Source organism: Streptomyces sp. NPDC046716 (assembly GCF_040645755.1).
Classification (GTDB): Bacteria; Actinomycetota; Actinomycetes; order Streptomycetales; family Streptomycetaceae; genus Streptomyces.
Genome location: NZ_JBEYYU010000012.1, coordinates 14,586 through 30,557 on the forward strand (window position 1 = coordinate 14,586; position 15,972 = coordinate 30,557).

Annotated in this window: 17 protein-coding genes and 1 pseudogene; 8 read left to right on the plus strand and 10 right to left on the minus strand. The window is 72.0% G+C overall.

What is annotated here, in order from left to right:
• Window positions 1–33 precede the first annotated feature (33 nt).
• Both alr and ABZ930_RS11790 read right to left on the minus strand, forming a co-directional pair.
• Complete coding sequence (alr, locus tag ABZ930_RS11785; RefSeq protein WP_361545413.1) at window positions 34–1,227, minus strand: alanine racemase; 1,194 nt, start codon at window positions 1,225–1,227, stop codon at window positions 34–36.
• 44 nt (window positions 1,228–1,271) lie between these two features.
• A complete protein-coding gene (locus ABZ930_RS11790; protein WP_361545416.1) occupies window positions 1,272–2,216 on the minus strand; it encodes a L,D-transpeptidase family protein in 945 nt (314 codons plus the stop codon).
• A gap of 149 nt (window positions 2,217–2,365) precedes the next feature.
• Between ABZ930_RS11790 and ABZ930_RS11795 the strand changes: the two genes are divergently transcribed.
• Genes ABZ930_RS11795 through ABZ930_RS11805 form a run of 3 tightly spaced genes read left to right on the plus strand, consistent with a single transcriptional unit; the run spans window position 2,366 to window position 5,218 of the window.
• The gene (locus ABZ930_RS11795) at window positions 2,366–2,944 is read left to right on the plus strand and encodes a TetR-like C-terminal domain-containing protein (RefSeq protein WP_361545707.1); all 579 of its coding nucleotides are present in this window, start codon (window positions 2,366–2,368) and stop codon (window positions 2,942–2,944) included.
• Entirely contained in the window at window positions 2,941–3,780 is an 840-nt protein-coding gene (locus ABZ930_RS11800; RefSeq protein WP_361545419.1) for an alpha/beta fold hydrolase, read from the plus strand. The genes ABZ930_RS11795 and ABZ930_RS11800 overlap by 4 nt, the downstream gene beginning before the upstream one ends.
• A gap of 1 nt (window position 3,781) precedes the next feature.
• A complete protein-coding gene (locus ABZ930_RS11805; RefSeq protein WP_361545422.1) occupies window positions 3,782–5,218 on the plus strand; it encodes an NAD(P)H-hydrate dehydratase in 1,437 nt (478 codons plus the stop codon).
• A 40-nt stretch (window positions 5,219–5,258) separates the two neighbouring features.
• On the opposite strand, the gene ABZ930_RS11810 is transcribed toward ABZ930_RS11805, so the two are convergent.
• The 3 genes from ABZ930_RS11810 to ABZ930_RS11820 form a co-directional block, all read right to left on the minus strand.
• Window positions 5,259–6,050 (minus strand): GH25 family lysozyme, encoded by a 792-nt coding sequence (locus tag ABZ930_RS11810; protein ID WP_361545710.1) that lies wholly within the window; start codon window positions 6,048–6,050, stop codon window positions 5,259–5,261.
• Between the two features lie 593 nt (window positions 6,051–6,643).
• The gene (locus tag ABZ930_RS11815; RefSeq protein WP_361545425.1) at window positions 6,644–7,015 is read right to left on the minus strand and encodes a holo-ACP synthase; all 372 of its coding nucleotides are present in this window, start codon (window positions 7,013–7,015) and stop codon (window positions 6,644–6,646) included.
• Between the two features lie 24 nt (window positions 7,016–7,039).
• On the minus strand, window positions 7,040–7,174 hold the full coding sequence (locus ABZ930_RS11820) for a hypothetical protein (RefSeq protein WP_361545728.1): 135 nt from the start codon (window positions 7,172–7,174) through the stop codon (window positions 7,040–7,042).
• Between the two features lies 1 nt (window position 7,175).
• Between ABZ930_RS11820 and ABZ930_RS11825 the strand changes: the two are divergent.
• Window positions 7,176–7,283, plus strand: a pseudogene (locus ABZ930_RS11825) (transcriptional regulator); the annotation flags it as partial.
• Window positions 7,284–7,335: 52 nt separating this feature from the next.
• Window positions 7,336–8,049 carry a hypothetical protein gene (locus ABZ930_RS11830; protein ID WP_361545428.1) on the plus strand — a complete coding sequence of 238 codons (714 nt, stop codon included), beginning with the start codon at window positions 7,336–7,338 and terminating at the stop codon, window positions 8,047–8,049.
• Window position 8,050: 1 nt separating this feature from the next.
• Here the strand turns inward: ABZ930_RS11830 and glmS are convergent, their stop codons facing one another.
• A complete protein-coding gene (glmS, locus tag ABZ930_RS11835; protein ID WP_361545430.1) occupies window positions 8,051–9,892 on the minus strand; it encodes a glutamine--fructose-6-phosphate transaminase (isomerizing) in 1,842 nt (613 codons plus the stop codon).
• Window positions 9,893–9,923: 31 nt separating this feature from the next.
• Complete coding sequence (locus ABZ930_RS11840; protein WP_361545432.1) at window positions 9,924–10,163, minus strand: hypothetical protein; 240 nt, start codon at window positions 10,161–10,163, stop codon at window positions 9,924–9,926.
• Window positions 10,164–10,339: 176 nt separating this feature from the next.
• Here ABZ930_RS11840 and coaA point away from each other — a divergent pair, with 176 nt between their 5' ends.
• Together coaA and ABZ930_RS11850 are read left to right on the plus strand one after the other, a co-directional pair.
• Entirely contained in the window at window positions 10,340–11,338 is a 999-nt protein-coding gene (coaA, locus tag ABZ930_RS11845) for a type I pantothenate kinase (protein WP_361545433.1), read from the plus strand.
• 35 nt (window positions 11,339–11,373) lie between these two features.
• On the plus strand, window positions 11,374–12,306 hold the full coding sequence (locus tag ABZ930_RS11850; RefSeq protein WP_361545436.1) for a DUF389 domain-containing protein: 933 nt from the start codon (window positions 11,374–11,376) through the stop codon (window positions 12,304–12,306).
• 78 nt (window positions 12,307–12,384) lie between these two features.
• Here ABZ930_RS11850 and glmM read toward each other — a convergent pair whose 3' ends face one another.
• The 3 genes from glmM to rplM form a co-directional block, all read right to left on the minus strand.
• Window positions 12,385–13,743 carry a phosphoglucosamine mutase gene (gene glmM, locus ABZ930_RS11855; protein ID WP_361545439.1) on the minus strand — a complete coding sequence of 453 codons (1,359 nt, stop codon included), beginning with the start codon at window positions 13,741–13,743 and terminating at the stop codon, window positions 12,385–12,387.
• A gap of 103 nt (window positions 13,744–13,846) precedes the next feature.
• The gene (gene rpsI, locus ABZ930_RS11860) at window positions 13,847–14,368 is read right to left on the minus strand and encodes a 30S ribosomal protein S9 (RefSeq protein ID WP_018528376.1); all 522 of its coding nucleotides are present in this window, start codon (window positions 14,366–14,368) and stop codon (window positions 13,847–13,849) included.
• Window positions 14,369–14,412: 44 nt separating this feature from the next.
• Window positions 14,413–14,856 carry a 50S ribosomal protein L13 gene (rplM, locus tag ABZ930_RS11865; protein WP_353944192.1) on the minus strand — a complete coding sequence of 148 codons (444 nt, stop codon included), beginning with the start codon at window positions 14,854–14,856 and terminating at the stop codon, window positions 14,413–14,415.
• Window positions 14,857–15,117: 261 nt separating this feature from the next.
• Between rplM and ABZ930_RS11870 the strand changes: the two genes are divergently transcribed.
• Window positions 15,118–15,963, plus strand: a complete 846-nt coding sequence (locus tag ABZ930_RS11870) for a hypothetical protein (protein WP_361545443.1) — start codon at window positions 15,118–15,120, stop codon at window positions 15,961–15,963.
• Window positions 15,964–15,972: the final 9 nt, after the last annotated feature.

Below are 15,972 nucleotides of genomic sequence, written 5' to 3' on the forward strand. Positions count from 1 at the left end.
CGGTTCCCCCGGGGTTCCCGGTCGGTTCGAGATTCACACGGCGGGGGTCCGTCCGGCCCGCTCCCCCGCTGCCCCGTCGACCGCCTCGTCGACATAGACGCGCGGGACGCGGGAACCGATCCGCGTGACGATCTCGTACGCGATGGTGCCCGATGCCGCCGCCCAGTCCTCGGCGGTCGGCTCCCCGGCGTCACCGGGGCCGAACAGCACCACGTCGTCGCCCGCGGCCGGCTCGTCACCGCCGAGGTCGACGACGAACTGGTCCATCGCGACCCGGCCCGCGACCGTGCGCCGCTTGCCGCCGATCAGGACGGGGCCGGTGCCGGAGGCGTGCCGCGGGATGCCGTCCGCGTAGCCGAGCGGCACCAGGCCGAGGGTCGTGGGGCCCGGCGTGACGTAGTGGTGCCCGTAACTGACGCCGAGGCCGCCCGGCGCGTGCTTCACGAGCGCGAGCGACGCCTTCAGGGTCATCACCGGGCGAAGACCGAAGTCCTCCGGGGTGCCCAGCTCGGGGCTGGGCGAGATGCCGTACATGGCGATGCCCGGCCGGACCAGGTCGAAGTGGGTCTCGGGGAGGGTGAGCGTGCCCGGCGAGTTGGCGATGTGCCGCACCTCGGGGGTGACGCCCTCGGTCTCCGCGTACCCGACCATCTCGCGGAACTCGGTCAACTGCGCGGCGATCGAGGGGTGTCCGGGCTCGTCGGCGCAGGCGAAGTGCGACCACAGGCCGGTGACGGTGACCAGGCCGGCGGCCTGCGCGGCGAGCGCCTCGCGCACCAGCTCCGGCCAGTCCGCGCGCAGACAGCCGCCCCGCCCGAGGCCGGTGTCGGCCTTGAGCTGGACGCGGGCGGTGCGGCCCAGCTCCCGCGCGGCGGCGGTCACTTCGCGCAGCGCCCACAGGCCGCCCACCGACATGTCGAGGTCCGCCTCGACGCCCTCGCGCCAGGGTCCGCCGGGCACCCAGAGCCAGCACATGATGCGGCCCTCGACACCGGCCGCGCGCAGCGAAAGGGCCTCTTCGGGGGTGGCGGTGCCGATCCACTCGGCACCGGCCTCCTTGGCGGCGCGGGCCACCGGGAGCATCCCGTGCCCGTACGCGTCGGCCTTCACGACGGCCATGAACGCGGCCCCCGGCGCGTGCGCGCGCAGGGACCGCACATTGGCCTTGAGCGCGGCCAGGTCGATCTCGGCGCGGGCGCGAAGCGGGGCAGTCACGTTCTCGTTCATGGTGCGCCCAGTGTCTCAGAGGGGTGCGACAACTCCCCGGAGAGTCAGGTGCCGGGCTTGCGGCCCCACACGTAGACCCGGTCGCCGCCCTTGAGGACGCCCCACAGCCGCTTGGCGTCGGAGAGCCGCAGATTGACGCAGCCGCGCGAGCCGGGCGGGCTGTAGACATTGCCGTAGATGCCGTGGAACGCCTGGCCGCCGCTGAAGAACTGGCTGTAGGGCATCGGACTGTTGTAGATCGACGACCAGTGGTTCTTGTGCCGCCAGTAGACCTTGTGCCAGCCGGTGCGGGTGCGGTTCCCGGCCCGGCCGCTGCGGATCGGGACCGGCCCGTAGACGATCTTCTTGCCCTTGCTGACCCACATCAGCTGGCGCGGCAGGTCGACACAGGCGAGCCGGTACGCGCGCGTGGGGCACTTCTTCGCCGCGTTGGGGTTCTTGCGGGCGCTGATGGCGCGCATCCGGCCCCAGGTGACGGGTCCGGCGAAGCCGGCGTTCGGGCGGATGCCCTGCTTGGTCTGGAAGGCGCGGATGGCCCGGCAGTCGGCGGGCGACTGTTTTCCGTCGGCCTTGCGCTTCAGCCAGCGTTCGACCTGGCGCTGATAGGGCCCCGTCTTCTTGGTGCAGGCGGCCGCCGCGAGCGGTCCCGGGGCGCCGCCGGACGCCGCCGGGTACGGCACGTCGCCCGGCGGCACGTACTCGATGAGCGCGTCGGACCCGGGCGGCGCGGGCGGCGGCTCGGTCGCGTCCTCCTCGGCGGTGGGCCGGTAGACGTGCGGGGGCAGCGTCTGGTCGGGGGTGTCCTGGGGCCAGTCCCGGTGCGGGGCGAGCCGGACGCCGGGGACGAGGCCGGCCTCCGGGGCCGGTGCGGGCGCCGAGGCCGCGGGCGGCACCGGTGGCCCGGGGTGCGCGAGGGCCTCGCCCGCGGGCAGGGCCACGGCGAGGGCGAGCAGCGCGGCGAGTCCGCCGCGCACGGAAGTGCTGGTCATGGGCATGAGGGGAACCCGGCGCCGCGCCGGTTCCCGGTCAGCCGCGCGGCACGGAACCCGAAAAGCGGTTGATCGGCCTACGCGTCCCTACGTATCGTAAGCAAAAACCTAGGGGTCATAGTTTCTGACGAAGGGGTCGTAGGAAGATGATGGCCAGAGCGGGCCTGACCAGCGAGCGGGTGGTGGCGGCCGCCGCCGACCTCGCCGACACGGTCGGCTTCGAGAACATCACCATCGCGGCGCTCGCCCGCGGCTTCGGCGTGAAGGACGCGAGCCTGTACGCGCACGTCCGCAATCTCTCCGACCTGAGCGAGCGGGTCGCGGTCCTCGCGGGCCTCGACCTCGCGGACCGGATCTCGGACGCGCTGGCGGGCCGCGCCGGGCGCGACGCGCTGCTCGCCTTCGCGCACGCCTACCGCGCCTTCGCCCGCGAGCACCCCGGCCGGTACGCGGCGACGCAGGCGGAGCTCGGCCCGACGGCGCTCGACGACCACCCGGGCCTGCGCCGCAATCTCACCGGCCCCTACGCCCTGCTCCAGGGCTACGGCCTGGCGGAACCGGCGCTGACCGACGCGGTCCGCCTGCTGCGCAGCACCTTCCACGGCTTCGTCGCCCTGGAGCTGGCGGGCGGCTTCCGGCACAGCAGGGACGTGGAGCGGTCCTGGGCGGCCGCCCTGGAGGCGCTGCACGTGGCGCTCTCGAACTGGCCGGAAGGAGACGGCAGTTGATCACCGCGAGCACACTGCGCGTCCCCGGCGCGACCCTCCACCACGAGCTGCGCGGCAGCGGCCCCGTCCTGCTCCTGCTGCCCGGCGCGGGCGGCGACGCGGCGGTCCTCGACCCGGTCGCCGACGCGCTGGCGGACACCTTCACGGTGCTCACCCACGACCCGCGCGGCTACTCGCGCAGCGCCCTCGACGGCCCGCACACCGAGCAGCTGGTGGAGGTCCACGCCGACGACGCGCGCCGCCTCCTGGACGCCGTCTCCCCCGGCGAACCGGCGTACGTGGCCGGGGCGTCGAGCGGTGCGATCGTCGCCCTCGACCTGCTCGCCCGGCATCCCGGCCGGGTCCGCCGGGCGGTCGCGCACGAGCCGCCGTCGTGGTCGGTGCTCCCCGACGCGGCGGAGCAGCTGGCGTTCTTCGACGAGGTGCACGAGCTGTTCGCGCGGGACGGCCCGGAGGCGGCGGGCGCGCGTTTCCTGCGCGGCATCGGCGGCGCGATGGGAGCGGCCACGTGGATGCGGGGGCCCGGGCTGCCGCCCCGCACCCGGGAGATGCTGCGGCGCCTGGCGGTGAACGCGCCGCTGGCCGTGGAGTTCGAGTACCGCAGCTTCGCCGCGTACGTCCCCGATCTCGACGCCCTCGCGGCGGTGCGGGACCGGCTGACGCTCGCGTACGGCGCCGCGACCCGGCCGCACCTCCCGCACCGGCCGGCGGCGCTGCTGGCGGCCCGCCTCGACCGGGAGCCGGCGGTGTTCCCGGGCGCCCACAATGGCTGGTCCACCCACCCTGCCGAGACCGCCGATCTGCTGCGCGCCCTGCTCCTGGGGGAGACTCGGTGACATGCGCACTGCCTATGACGTGGAAACGGTCCGGTCCGCCGAACGCGCGCTGATGGCACGCCTCCCGGACGGCGCCCTGATGCAGCGCGCCGCCGCGGGCCTGGCCGTGGCCTGCGCGGACCTGCTCGGCAAGGTGTACGGATCCCGGGTGGCCCTGCTGGTCGGCTCCGGCGACAACGGCGGGGACGCCCTGTACGCGGGCGCCCGCCTGGCCCGTCGCGGCGCGGGCGTCACGGCCCTGCTGCTGTCCCCGGACCGGGCGCACGCGGGCGGCCTCGCGGCCCTGCGCGCGGCGGGCGGCACGGTGGCCGACGCCGAGTCCGACGCCGCCGAGGAGACGGTGTCCCGGGCGGACCTGGTCCTGGACGGCATCGTCGGCATCGGCGGCCGGGGCGGGCTGCGCCCCCGCGCGGCCCGGCTCGCGGAGGCCGCGCGGGGACTCGTCGTGGCGGTGGACCTGCCGAGCGGCGTGGACGCGGACACCGGCGAGGTGCACGGCGACGCGGTGCGGGCGACGGCGACCGTCGCCTTCGGCGCGTACAAGCCGGGCCTGCTGGTCGATCCGGCGCGCGAGTACGCGGGCGCGCTGCGCCTGGTGGACATCGGCCTTGAGCCCCCGTACGAGCGGGCCGCGCTGGAGGCGCTGCACCACGCGGACGTGGCGGCGCTGCTGCCCGAACCGACCGGCGAGAGCGACAAGTACCGGCGCGGTGTGGTCGGCGTGGTGGCCGGCTCGGAGCGCTACCCGGGCGCGGCGGTCCTGGCGGTGGCGGGCGCCCTGCACGGCGGCGCGGGCGCGGTGCGCTACGTGGGCCCGGCGGCGGACGCGGTCCTCGCCCGGTTCCCCGAGACGCTGGTGTCGGCGGGGCCGCCCGCGAAGGCCGGGCGCGTCCAGTCGTGGGTCATCGGCCCCGGTCTGGGCGACGACGCCACTGGGCTGCTGGACGTCCTGGACTCCGATGTGCCGGTGCTGATCGACGCCGACGGGCTCCGGTTCGCGGACGCGCGCACCGTCCGCGCCCGCACCGCGCCCACCGTGCTCACCCCGCACGCCGGGGAGGCGGCGGCGCTCCTCGGCGTCGCCCGCGACGAGGTCGAGGGTCAACGCCTGTCCTCCGTACGGGCGTTGGCGGAGCACTACGCCGCGACGGTGCTCCTGAAGGGCTCGACGACTCTGATCGCGCCCCCGGACGCCGCGGCCCCGGCCCGCGTGAACCCGACCGGCACGCCCTGGCTCGCCACCGCGGGCAGCGGCGACGTCCTGTCCGGCCTGACCGGCTCCCTGCTGGCGGCGGGCCTGCGCCCGCTGGACGCCGCCTCGGTGGGCGCCTACCTCCACGGCCTGGCGGCCCGCTTCGCGGCGGACGGGGCGCCGGTGACGGCCCAGGACGTGGCGGGGGCCGTCCCGGCGGTGTGGCGGGACGTGCGGGGGGCCTAGCCGGCCCCCCGACGTGGTCACGGTGGACGGGCACCCGCCGTCACGCGGTGTTGTTGGCCAGGGCCAGCAGGCGGGAGCGGCCACCGCTGATGCGGTCGCGGTCGACGTACCCGGAGATGCCGCGCACCGAGCCGGTGGCCGTGTACTGCCAGACGGTCCAGAACGGGAAGCCCGACGGGATGCGGGGGCCGCCCGCGGAGGTCCAGTGAGCCACCCACAGCGGGCTCCTGGCGGAGAGGCCGGCCCAGCCGCCGGTGCAGAGGTCCCACCAGCTCGCGCTGGTGTAGACCGCGACGTCGCGGCCGGTACGGGCCCTGTACGTGTCGGCGAAGTCGAGGATCCAGGACCGCATCGCCGCGCGCGTCTTGCCGTAGCAAGAGCCCTCGATGTCCAGTACGCCGGGGAGCGTCATGTTGTCGCGGGACCAGGCGCCGCCGTTGCCGACGAAGTGGTTCGCCTGCGCCGCGCCCCCGGACGCGTCGGGCCGCGCGAAGTGGTACGCGCCCCGGATCACGCCCGCGTTGTGGGCGCCGCGGTAGTTGGTTCCGAACGTGGGGTCCTTGTACGTGGTTCCCTCGGTCGCCTTCATCCAGGCGAACTCGATGCCCGCGCCACGGACCGCGCTCCAGTTGATGCCGCCCTGCCAGCTGGAGACGTCCACACCCACGGAGTTGGCCAGGGGGTTCGCGTCCGGCTTCACGTCAGGGCTGAACCGGCGTGTGTCCGCCTTGAAGTCCTTGGCGTCCTGGACATAGCCCACGCCCATGTATCCCATGCCCGGCGGAATCGCGCCGTTCGACGGCAGTGGCGTCGAGGAGGCCGTGCCCGACATCAGGCCGAGGGTCAGTGCGGCGCTCACGCCGACGACACCGGCCGCGGTGAGCGTTCGCTGTGCGGATCTGAGAGAGAGACTCCGGGGGAACAAGGCATCCTCCTGCTTGGTGGGGGGTGAGATGCGGTGGTGACGAGTGGTCCTTCGGCGGGTGGATCCGGGCACGGCAGACAGCGAGGAGGCATGCGTCGGACCGGGAGCGGTCGACTGCACGCTTCTTGCAGAGGGATCTACGCGCGCCTAGCTGACGCGAACACGACACAGCTGGTCAGGGAGTGAGCGCGCGTGAAAAGTTCTCCGCTCCGGTGAGCTGCCACGGAGCCGGATCCATATCAGCAGTACTTCTTCAAGTGCCACAAGCGGAACGTCGGTTGGCGACACAAGACAGCGAGCCGATCGGCGCGAAAACCGCGCGGAACCCGCTTGGGACAGCCAGCCGTGACACGGCGGAGGGGGGACACCCTGCTCATGCCCACGACGAAGCGGAATCCAAACCGCTGCGGGGGAACGGGTCCGACGAGCTCGCTCTCAGCGGAACGGCGCGAGAAGCCCCACCGGCCGTCAGCCACCCGACAACCGCCCGACAGCCACCGTCACCCTTCGGCCACCACCACGGAGGACGCCACCCCCGCGTCGTGGCTCAGCGACACATGAAACGACCGCACCCCCAGCTCGGCCGCCCGCGCCGCCACGGTCCCGCTCACCCGCAACCGCGGCTGCCCGCTCTCCTCGACGTACACCTCGGCGTCGGTCCACCGCAGCCCCTTGGGCGCACCCAGCGCCTTGGCCGCCGCCTCCTTGGCCGCGAAACGGGCGGCGAGCGAGGCGATCCCGCGCCGCTCACCACTGGGCAGCAGCAGCTCGCCGTCCGTGAACAGCCGCGCAGCCATCCCCGGCGTACGCTCCAGCGCCGCCGCGAACCGCTCGATCTCGGCCACGTCGATCCCGACCCCGATGATGCTCATGCCGAGCACCTTACGGTCGAGAACTCAGCCGGCGTCCACGAAGAGGTCCGCGGCGTCGGTGGCGTGAACGGCCCGCCGGGCCCAGACGGTGAGCCGGTGGGAGGAGTACCGCCGGCCGCCACCCACGCCCTTCCTGGACATCCCCTGCCTGGCTGTCATCCAGGCCCAACTCGCCGCGTTTCGAACGCTCTTCCGTAAAGTGGAGTCCGTGGCCCTGGACGCCGGACGTTCACGTGCCGTCATCCACACCCTGGCCAAAGAGCTGTGAGGCACGCCGTGACCACCACCCCCACCTTCGTCGCCGCCCTCAAAGCCACCCCGTGACCGACGACACCCCGGAGGCCTGGCACGCCCGCCTCGGCTGGACGTACGGCCTCCTCGCGGAGAACCCCGCGCAGCGCGCGACGGCGCTCGCGCAGCTGGACGCGGCGCGGGCCAGGGTTGAAGCCGCGCTGGACCAGGTCAACGCGCGGTGGTTCAGGACGCGCCGGCTCGGCCCCGACGGGCAGTACCGGAACACAGGCTTCCGGAGGGCGCTGGACGCCTACCGGCGCGCCACGGAACACAGCCTCCCCGGCGGCCTGTGGGGCACGGGCCCCTGGACCGACATCACCATCTGGCCCGGACTGCCGTACGCCCTGGTCTTCCTGGAGTGGGAGGCGCGCCATCCCCAGGAGTGGACGGAGCGCGCCAAGGCCTGGGGGACGAAGCAGAGCCTCATCCGCGCGCTGGCCGTCACCGGTCACACCGAGCCGGTCCGCGCGCAACTCACCGAGCTCGTCGAGCTGGCCGTCCTGCGGGCCTACCGCTGCAAGGACCGCGAGTACATACGTGTGGCGCGCGCCGTCGACAGCCCGGACCTGCGCGCCAGGCTCGCCCGGGCCGCCGCCTCGGACGAGCCCTGGGCGCGCACCCACGCCGGCTACGTCCTGTGGGCGCTCGACCACCCCGGCACACCGGCGATCACCCGGCACGCCTGGCGCGCCTGGCTCTCCGGCACCCCCGACTGCCGCTGCCCCGCACACCACGACTGACCTACTCCACGGTCACCGACTTGGCCAGGTTGCGAGGCTGATCCACCTCGTTCCCCCGCGCCGTCGCCAGCTCGCACGCGAACACCTGCAACGGCACCGTCGCGACCAGCGGCTGGAGCAGGACCGGAGTGACGGGCACCCGGACCAGATGGTCGGCGTACGGGACGACCGCCTCGTCGCCCTCCTCCGCGATGACGATGGTCCGCGCCCCGCGCGCCCGGATCTCCTGGATGTTGGAGACGATCTTGTCGTGCAGCACCGAGCGTCCGCGCGGCGACGGGACGACGACGACCACCGGCACCCCGTCCTCGATCAGCGCGATCGGCCCGTGCTTCAGCTCCCCCGCCGCGAACCCCTCGGCGTGCATGTACGCCAGCTCCTTGAGCTTCAGGGCGCCCTCCAGGGCCACGGGATACCCGACGTGCCGCCCGAGGAACAGCACGGTGTCCTGCCCGGCCAGCGACCGCGCCAGCTCGCGCACCGGCTCCATCGTCTCCAGGACCCGCTCGACCTCCTCGGACATCCGGCCCAGCTCCCGTACGACGGCCAGGATCTCGTCGCCCCACTTGGTGCCCCGCACCTGGCCCAGGTACAGCGCGACCAGATAGCACGCGACCAGCTGCGTCAGGAACGCCTTCGTCGAGGCGACGGCGACCTCGGGACCCGCGTGGGTGTAGAGGACCGCGTCCGACTCGCGCGGGATCGTCGACCCGTTGGTGTTGCAGATGGCGAGCACCGTCGCCCCCTGCTCGCGCGCGTGCCGCAGCGCCATCAGCGTGTCCATGGTCTCGCCGGACTGCGAGATCGCGATGACCAGGGACCGGGCGTCGAGGATCGGGTCCCGGTAGCGGAACTCGCTCGCCAGCTCGACCTCGCACGGGATCCGGGTCCAGTGCTCGATGGCGTACTTCGCGATCAGACCGGCGTGGAACGCCGTCCCGCACGCCACGATGACGACCTTGTCGACCATCCGCAGCACCTGCGCCGGGATCCGCAGCTCGTCCAGCGTGAGCTGCCCCTCGGCGCCGATCCGGCCCAGCAGCGTGTCCGCGACGGCCTTCGGCTGCTCGGCGATCTCCTTGAGCATGAAGTAGTCGTAGCCGCCCTTCTCGGCGGCCGAGGCGTCCCAGTCGATGTGGTATTTGCGCACATCGGCGGCCCGCCCGTCGAAGTCGGTCACCGTCACCGCGTCCGGCCGCAGCTCGACGACCTGGTCCTGCCCCAGCTCGATCGCCGAGCGGGTGTGCGCGATGAACGCCGCCACGTCCGACGCCAGGAACGCCTCGCCCTCCCCGACGCCCACCACGAGCGGCGAGTTCCGGCGCGCGCCCACCACCACGTCCGGCGCGTCCGCATGCACCGCGACCAGCGTGAACGCGCCCTCCAGACGACGGCAGACCCGGCGCATCGCCTCCGCGAGGTCCCCCGCGAACTCCTCGCCCAGCAGGTGCGCGACCACCTCGGTGTCGGTCTCGGAGACCAGCGTGTGACCGCGCTCGGCCAGCTCGTCGCGCAGCGCCGCGAAGTTCTCGATGATGCCGTTGTGGACGACGGCGACCCGGGACGCGTTGTCCAGATGCGGGTGCGCGTTGGCGTCCGTGGGGCCGCCGTGGGTGGCCCAGCGGGTGTGCCCGATGCCCGTGGACCCGGCCGGCAGCGGCCGGTCGACCAGGGCCTTCTCCAGATTGGCCAGCTTGCCGGCCTTCTTCACGGCGGCCAGCGATCCGTCCGCGAGGACCGCGATCCCCGCCGAGTCGTACCCCCGGTACTCGAGGCGCTTGAGCCCGGCCAGCACCACGTCATGAGCCGACTGTGAACCTACGTATCCCACGATTCCGCACATACGTCGCAGGGTAGGCCCGCGTCCGCCCCGATCAGTGGCCCCACGCGATCCGGTCCCGCGCGTCCTGCACCATGTGCAGGTACTCGGCCTCCTCGCAGCGCGGCTTGCTGCCCATCTCGTACAGGTCGAGGCAGTCGTCGAGGTCCTCGCCTATGTCCTCGTCGGGCAGCTCGTCCGCCAGCTCACTGCGGACCCGCCCCGCCCACTCCTCTTCCTCCTGACCGGCTCCCACCCACGTACGGACGAACGCGGGCACCCGGAGTACGGACATCACGTCTTACCTCCCGCCCGGCGGGACCGGCTCTGTCCCGCAGGTCTTCGGAACGTATCGCCGCCCCCACGGAAGGTCCATAGGTGTGCACGACATGTGACGGCGGGAAGGTGAAGGGCCACCCGGCGTGACGCACCCCACCTCCACGTCGCGCCACACAGCCGTAACAATGGACTGTGATCTCTCCGGTCTCCGAAAACCTGCGGAGCGCCCACCGGCACAGGCCGGAGGCGACTCCCTACGTCGACCTCACCCGCGGCGAGTGGAGCGCCCTGCGCGACAAGACTCCACTGCCCCTCACCGCCGAGGAGCTGGAGCGGCTGCGCGGCCTCGGTGACGTGATCGACCTCGACGAGGTCCGCGACATCTATCTGCCGCTCTCCCGCCTGCTCAATCTGTACGTCGGCGCCACCGACGGACTGCGCGGCGCGCTCAACACCTTCCTCGGCGACGCCGGCAAGAAGGGCTCCCAGTCCGGCACGCCCTTCGTCATAGGGGTCGCGGGTTCGGTGGCGGTCGGCAAGTCGACCGTCGCCCGCCTCCTCCAGGCGCTGCTGTCCCGCTGGCCCGAGCACCCGCGCGTCGAGCGCGTCACCACCGACGGCTTCCTGCTGCCCACCAAGGAGCTGGAGGCCCGCGGCCTGATGGCGCGCAAGGGCTTCCCCGAGTCGTACGACCGGCGGGCCCTCACCCGGTTCGTCGCCGACATCAAGGCGGGCAAGGACGAGGTGACGGCGCCCGTCTACTCGCACCTGATCTACGACATCGTGCCGGACGAGCGACTCGTCGTGCGCCGCCCGGACATCCTCATCGTCGAGGGCATCAACGTCCTGCAGCCCGCCCTGCCCGGCAAGGACGGCCGCACCCGGGTCGGCCTCGCCGACTTCTTCGACTTCAGCGTGTACGTGGACGCCCGCGAGGAGGACATCCAGCGCTGGTACCTCAACCGCTTCAAGAAGCTGCGCGCGACGGCCTTCCAGAACCCGTCCTCGTACTTCCAGAAGTACACGCAGGTCTCCGAGGAGGAGGCGCTCGACTACGCGCGCTCCACCTGGCGCACCGTCAACCGGGTCAACCTGCTGGAGAACGTGGCACCCACGCGCGGACGCGCGAGCCTCGTCATCACCAAGGGCCCCGACCACAAGGTGCAGCGGCTGCGGCTGCGCAAACTGTGACCCGCGCGTCCGGCCGGGGCTGTTAGAAAGACGTCATGCTGCATCTGCGCCTGATCACCCCGGCCGACGCGACGGACGACGTGGTGCGCCTGATCGAGAAGACGGTCGGCACCACCCACCTCGCGGTGCTGCCGGGCGCGGCCCGCGACCCGGCGGGCGATGTCGTCATGTGCGATGTCGCCCGCGAGGCAGGCGACGAACTCCTCGCTCGGCTCCGGGAGTTGGGCATCGCCGAGTCCGGGGCGATCACCGTCGAGAACATCGACCTCTCGCTGTCGCTGCGTGCCGACAAGGCGGAGCGGGACGCACCGGGCGAGGGCGCGGACGCGGTCCTGTGGGACCAGCTCACCGAGGCCACGCACGAGGAGTCCACGCTCTCCTTCACCTACGTCGCCTTCATGCTGATCGCCACCATGATCGCTGCCTGCGGTGTGGTACTCGACAACGCGATCCTGATCGTCGGCGCGATGGCCGTCGGCCCCGACTTCGGCCCCGTCGCCGGGCTGTGCACGGCCCTGGTGCGCCGCGCCCCGCGACTGGCCCTGCGGGCGCTGATCGCACTGCTCGTCGGCTTCGCGGTGTCGATGGTGGTGGCGGTGGGGTTCAGCTACTTCATGGACGCGGTCGGCCTGTTCAGCCGCGCCCAGTTGGAGGCGGACCGCCCGAACACCAGCTTCATCTTCAATCCGGACTGGTTCTCGTTCGTGGTGGCGGTCCTGGCGGGCGCCGCGGGCACCCTCTCCCTCACCTCGGCGAAATCGGGCGCCCTGGTCGGCGTCGCCATCTCGGTGACGACGGTCCCGGCAGCGGCCAACGCGGCGGTGGCCTTCAGCTACAGCGAGTACAAGCAGGCGTGGGGCTCGACGGAACAGCTCCTCCTGAACCTGCTGGGCATCGTCCTCGCGGGCACGCTGACGCTCGTCATCCAGAAGATCCTCTGGCGGAGGGCGAGGAGAAGCGCCCCGTGAGGGGCGCGGGGAACTGCGCGACCAGCCACAACGAAAGCGGCATCCGGCACCGCACAGTCCCCCGCAGCCGCCGAACCGCTACCCCAGCACCGACTTCACGACATCGGCAAGCCGCCCGGCGACAGCGCGGGCCTGCTCGATGTCAGCGGCCTCGACCATCACCCGCACCAGCGGCTCGGTCCCCGAAGACCGCAGCAACACCCGCCCGGTGGCCCCGAGTTCCCCCTCGGCGTCCGCCACGGCGGCAGCGATCTCCGGCGCCGACCCGACCCGCGACTTGTCCACGTCCGGCACATTGATGAGCACCTGCGGCAGCCGCTCCATGACGGACGCGAGATCCTGGAGCGAACGCCCGGTCTGCGCGACGCGCGCGGCGAGCAGCAGCCCGGTGAGCGTGCCGTCACCGGTGGTCGCGTGGTCCAGGACGATCACGTGCCCGGACTGCTCACCGCCCAGCGCGTACCCGTGCTCCTTCATGTTCTCCAGCACGTACCGGTCGCCCACCGCGGTCTGGACGAGCGTGATGCCCGCCCGCTCCATGGCCAGCTTCAGGCCGAGGTTCGACATGACGGTCGCGACAACGGTGTCGTGGCGCAGCGCACCGCGCTCCTTCATCGCCAGCGACAGCACGGCGATGATCTGGTCGCCGTCGACCTCGGAGCCGGTGTGGTCCACGGCGAGGCAGCGGTCGGCGTCCCCGTCGTGCGCGATGCCGAAGTCGGCGCCCTGCTCGATGACGGCGGCCTTCAGCAGGTCCAGGTGGGTCGAGCCGCACCCGTCGTTGATGTTGAGCCCGTCGGGGTCGGCGCCGATGGTGATGATCTCGGCCCCGGCCCGGGTGAACGCCTCGGGCGAGACCCGCGAGGCCGCGCCGTGCGCCTCGTCGAGGACGATCTTCAGCCCTTCGAGCCGGTTCGGCAGCACGCCCACCAGGTGCGCGATGTACTGGTCGAGCCCCTCGTCGTACGACTTCACCCGGCCGACGCCGGCGCCCGTCGGACGGTCCCACGGAGCGCCGGTGCGGTGCTCCTGGTAGATCGTCTCGATGCGGTCCTCCAGGGCGTCGTCCAGCTTGTGGCCGCCGCGCGCGAGGAACTTGATGCCGTTGTCCGGCATGGCGTTGTGGCTCGCGGAGAGCATCACGCCGAGGTCGGCGCCCAGCGCGCCGGTGAGATACGCCACGGCGGGGGTCGGCAGCACGCCGACGCGCAGGACGTCGACGCCCGCGCTCGCCAGGCCCGCGACGACCGCGGCCTCCAGGAACTCGCCCGAGGCCCGCGGATCTCGGCCGACGACCGCGACGGGCCGGTGCCCCTCGAACGAACCGGCCTCACCGAGTACGTGCGCCGCGGCGACCGACAGACCGAGCGCCATCTCGGCGGTCAGGTCGGCGTTGGCCACGCCGCGCACACCGTCCGTGCCGAAGAGTCGTCCCACTTGGTGTCCTCCGAACTGAAAACAAGTCGACCATAAGCCGAACGCCCCGGCAGCACGCGAAGTGCCGCCGGGGCGAACGGGAAAAACAAGCAGGCAGCGAGCTTTAGCGCTTGCTGTACTGCGGGGCCTTGCGGGCCTTCTTGAGACCGGCCTTCTTGCGCTCGACCGCACGGTCGTCACGCTTGAGGTAACCGGCCTTCTTGAGGGCCGGACGGTTGTTGTCCACGTCCGCCTCGTTCAGCGCGCGGGCCACGCCGAGGCGCAGGGCACCGGCCTGACCGGAGACGCCGCCACCCGAGATGCGGGCGATGACGTCGTAGCGGCCGTCGAGCTCGAGCACCTTGAAGGGCTCGTTGACTTCCTGCTGGTGGACCTTGTTCGGGAAGTAGTCCTCGAGCGTGCGCCCGTTGACCTTCCACTTGCCCGTGCCCGGCACGATGCGGACGCGCGCGATGGCGTTCTTGCGACGGCCCAGGCCGGCGGCGGGCTGCGGGTCGCCGAAGCGCGCCGGGTTGGACTCCGAGGTGTACTCGCCCTCGACAGGCGCGTCCGACTCGGTGGTGTAGCTCTCGACGTCGACGATCTCGGTCTCTTCGACCGGCGTCTCGGCAGTGGTCTCGGCCACGATTCTCCTCAGATTCTTTTCTGTCTTTGGGGGTGTGGCCGGAACTACTGCGCGACCTGGGTGATCTCGAACGGCACCGGCTGCTGGGCAGCGTGCGGGTGCTGGTCGCCCGAGTAGACCTTCAGCTTCGAGATCATCTGACGGCCGAGCGTGTTCTTCGGGAGCATGCCCTTGATGGCCTTCTCGACGGCCTTCTCGGGGTTCTTCTCCAGAAGCTCGTCGTAGCGGACGGAGCGCAGACCACCCGGGTAGCCGGAGTGGCGGTACGCCATCTTCTGGGTCTTCTTGTTGCCCGACAGGTGCACCTTGTCGGCGTTGATGATGACGACGAAGTCGCCCATGTCCATGTGCGGGGCATAGGTCGGCTTGTGCTTGCCACGGAGGAGGGTCGCGGCAGTGGTGGCCAGACGGCCCAGGACGATGTCCTGCGCGTCGATGACGTGCCACTGGCGAGTCACATCGCCGGGCTTAGGGCTGTACGTACGCACTTAGCAGCCTTCTTCTTCAGTGGATGGGTGCTGAAACATGGCATCACTGAAGCGATCGTGCAGCTGGGGACGACAGTGCCGGGTTCAGCGCCCGTATGCCGCCCACTGGTAACTGCTCCAGGGAACCCGTGTACGGATCTCTCACTTGAGAATGAGCGAGCCAATACACATAACGACTAGGCACGATACCCGCGGGGCCCCGCACGGGTCAAAACGCGCTCCGACTCCCGGCACTCATGTGCCACGTTTAAGATGCGCCCCATGAGCTTCGGGCAGGGGGGACCCCCGTGGGGGCCCAATGACAACGGAAACGCTCCGGACTGGGCGGCGCTCGCCGAGGCCTCGGAAACACGCGCGCGCAAGCGACGCTGGCTGCTGATCGGCGCCGCCGTGGTGGCCACGATCGCCGTGGGGTCGGCGGTGGCCTGGGGAATCGTCTCGGCGAACAAGAGCAGCAACGCCGGCAACAAGCCGGCCGACCAGCTGCCGAGCACCGCGGACATCCCGAGCGAGGAGAAGAGCGCGCAGCCGTCCTTCGCGCCGACGTCCGCGCCGCCGCCGCTGGATCCCAACGACTTCATCGACAGTGCGGCCAAGGACACGGCCCCGCTCACCGCGGACACGCTGTTCCCCGGCAAGACGCTCACGTTCGGTGGCCACACCTATACGAAGGGCGCCACGAGCCGCATCGCCGACTGCACCGCCGCGGCACAGAAGGGCCTGGCCGGCGTCCTGAAGAAGAACGGCTGCACCCAGGTCATCCGCGCGACCTACTACAAGAGCGGGTCGGCGGTCACCATCGGCGTCGCGGTCTTCGACAACAAGAAGCAGGCCACGAGCGCCAAGGAGCAGTACGACTTCGACGGCGGCGTCCTGTCGCTGCCCGGCTCCGGCGTCCCCACGTTCTGCCGCACGACCGTGTGCCGCCAGACCGCGAACGCGGTGGGCCGCTACGCGTACTTCACCAACGGCGGCCGCACCAACGGCACGGACGCCACCAAGAAGGACAGCGTCCTGTTCGCGCTCGGCGACGACCTTCAGGAGTACACGTTCCAGAAGATCAAGCAGCGCGGCGAGGTCCAGGCCTCGGCGGCCGCCCGGGGCTGAGCGCAGCGG

Bases quoted from the DNA above. Each gene is read 5' to 3' on its own strand.
- alr (WP_361545413.1), bottom strand. From the start codon at position 1,227: ATGAACGAGAACGTGACTGCCCCGCTTCGCGCCCGCGCCGAGATCGAC.
- ABZ930_RS11790 (WP_361545416.1), bottom strand. From the start codon at position 2,216: ATGACCAGCACTTCCGTGCGCGGCGGACTCGCCGCGCTGCTCGCCCTC.
- ABZ930_RS11795 (WP_361545707.1), top strand. From the start codon at position 2,366: ATGGCCAGAGCGGGCCTGACCAGCGAGCGGGTGGTGGCGGCCGCCGCC.
- ABZ930_RS11805 (WP_361545422.1), top strand. From the start codon at position 3,782: ATGCGCACTGCCTATGACGTGGAAACGGTCCGGTCCGCCGAACGCGCG.
- ABZ930_RS11810 (WP_361545710.1), bottom strand. From the start codon at position 6,050: ATGTCGGGCACGGCCTCCTCGACGCCACTGCCGTCGAACGGCGCGATT.
- ABZ930_RS11815 (WP_361545425.1), bottom strand. From the start codon at position 7,015: ATGAGCATCATCGGGGTCGGGATCGACGTGGCCGAGATCGAGCGGTTC.
- ABZ930_RS11820 (WP_361545728.1), bottom strand. From the start codon at position 7,174: ATGACAGCCAGGCAGGGGATGTCCAGGAAGGGCGTGGGTGGCGGCCGG.
- glmS (WP_361545430.1), bottom strand. From the start codon at position 9,892: ATGTGCGGAATCGTGGGATACGTAGGTTCACAGTCGGCTCATGACGTG.
- ABZ930_RS11840 (WP_361545432.1), bottom strand. From the start codon at position 10,163: ATGTCCGTACTCCGGGTGCCCGCGTTCGTCCGTACGTGGGTGGGAGCC.
- ABZ930_RS11850 (WP_361545436.1), top strand. From the start codon at position 11,374: ATGCTGCATCTGCGCCTGATCACCCCGGCCGACGCGACGGACGACGTG.
- ABZ930_RS11870 (WP_361545443.1), top strand. From the start codon at position 15,118: ATGAGCTTCGGGCAGGGGGGACCCCCGTGGGGGCCCAATGACAACGGA.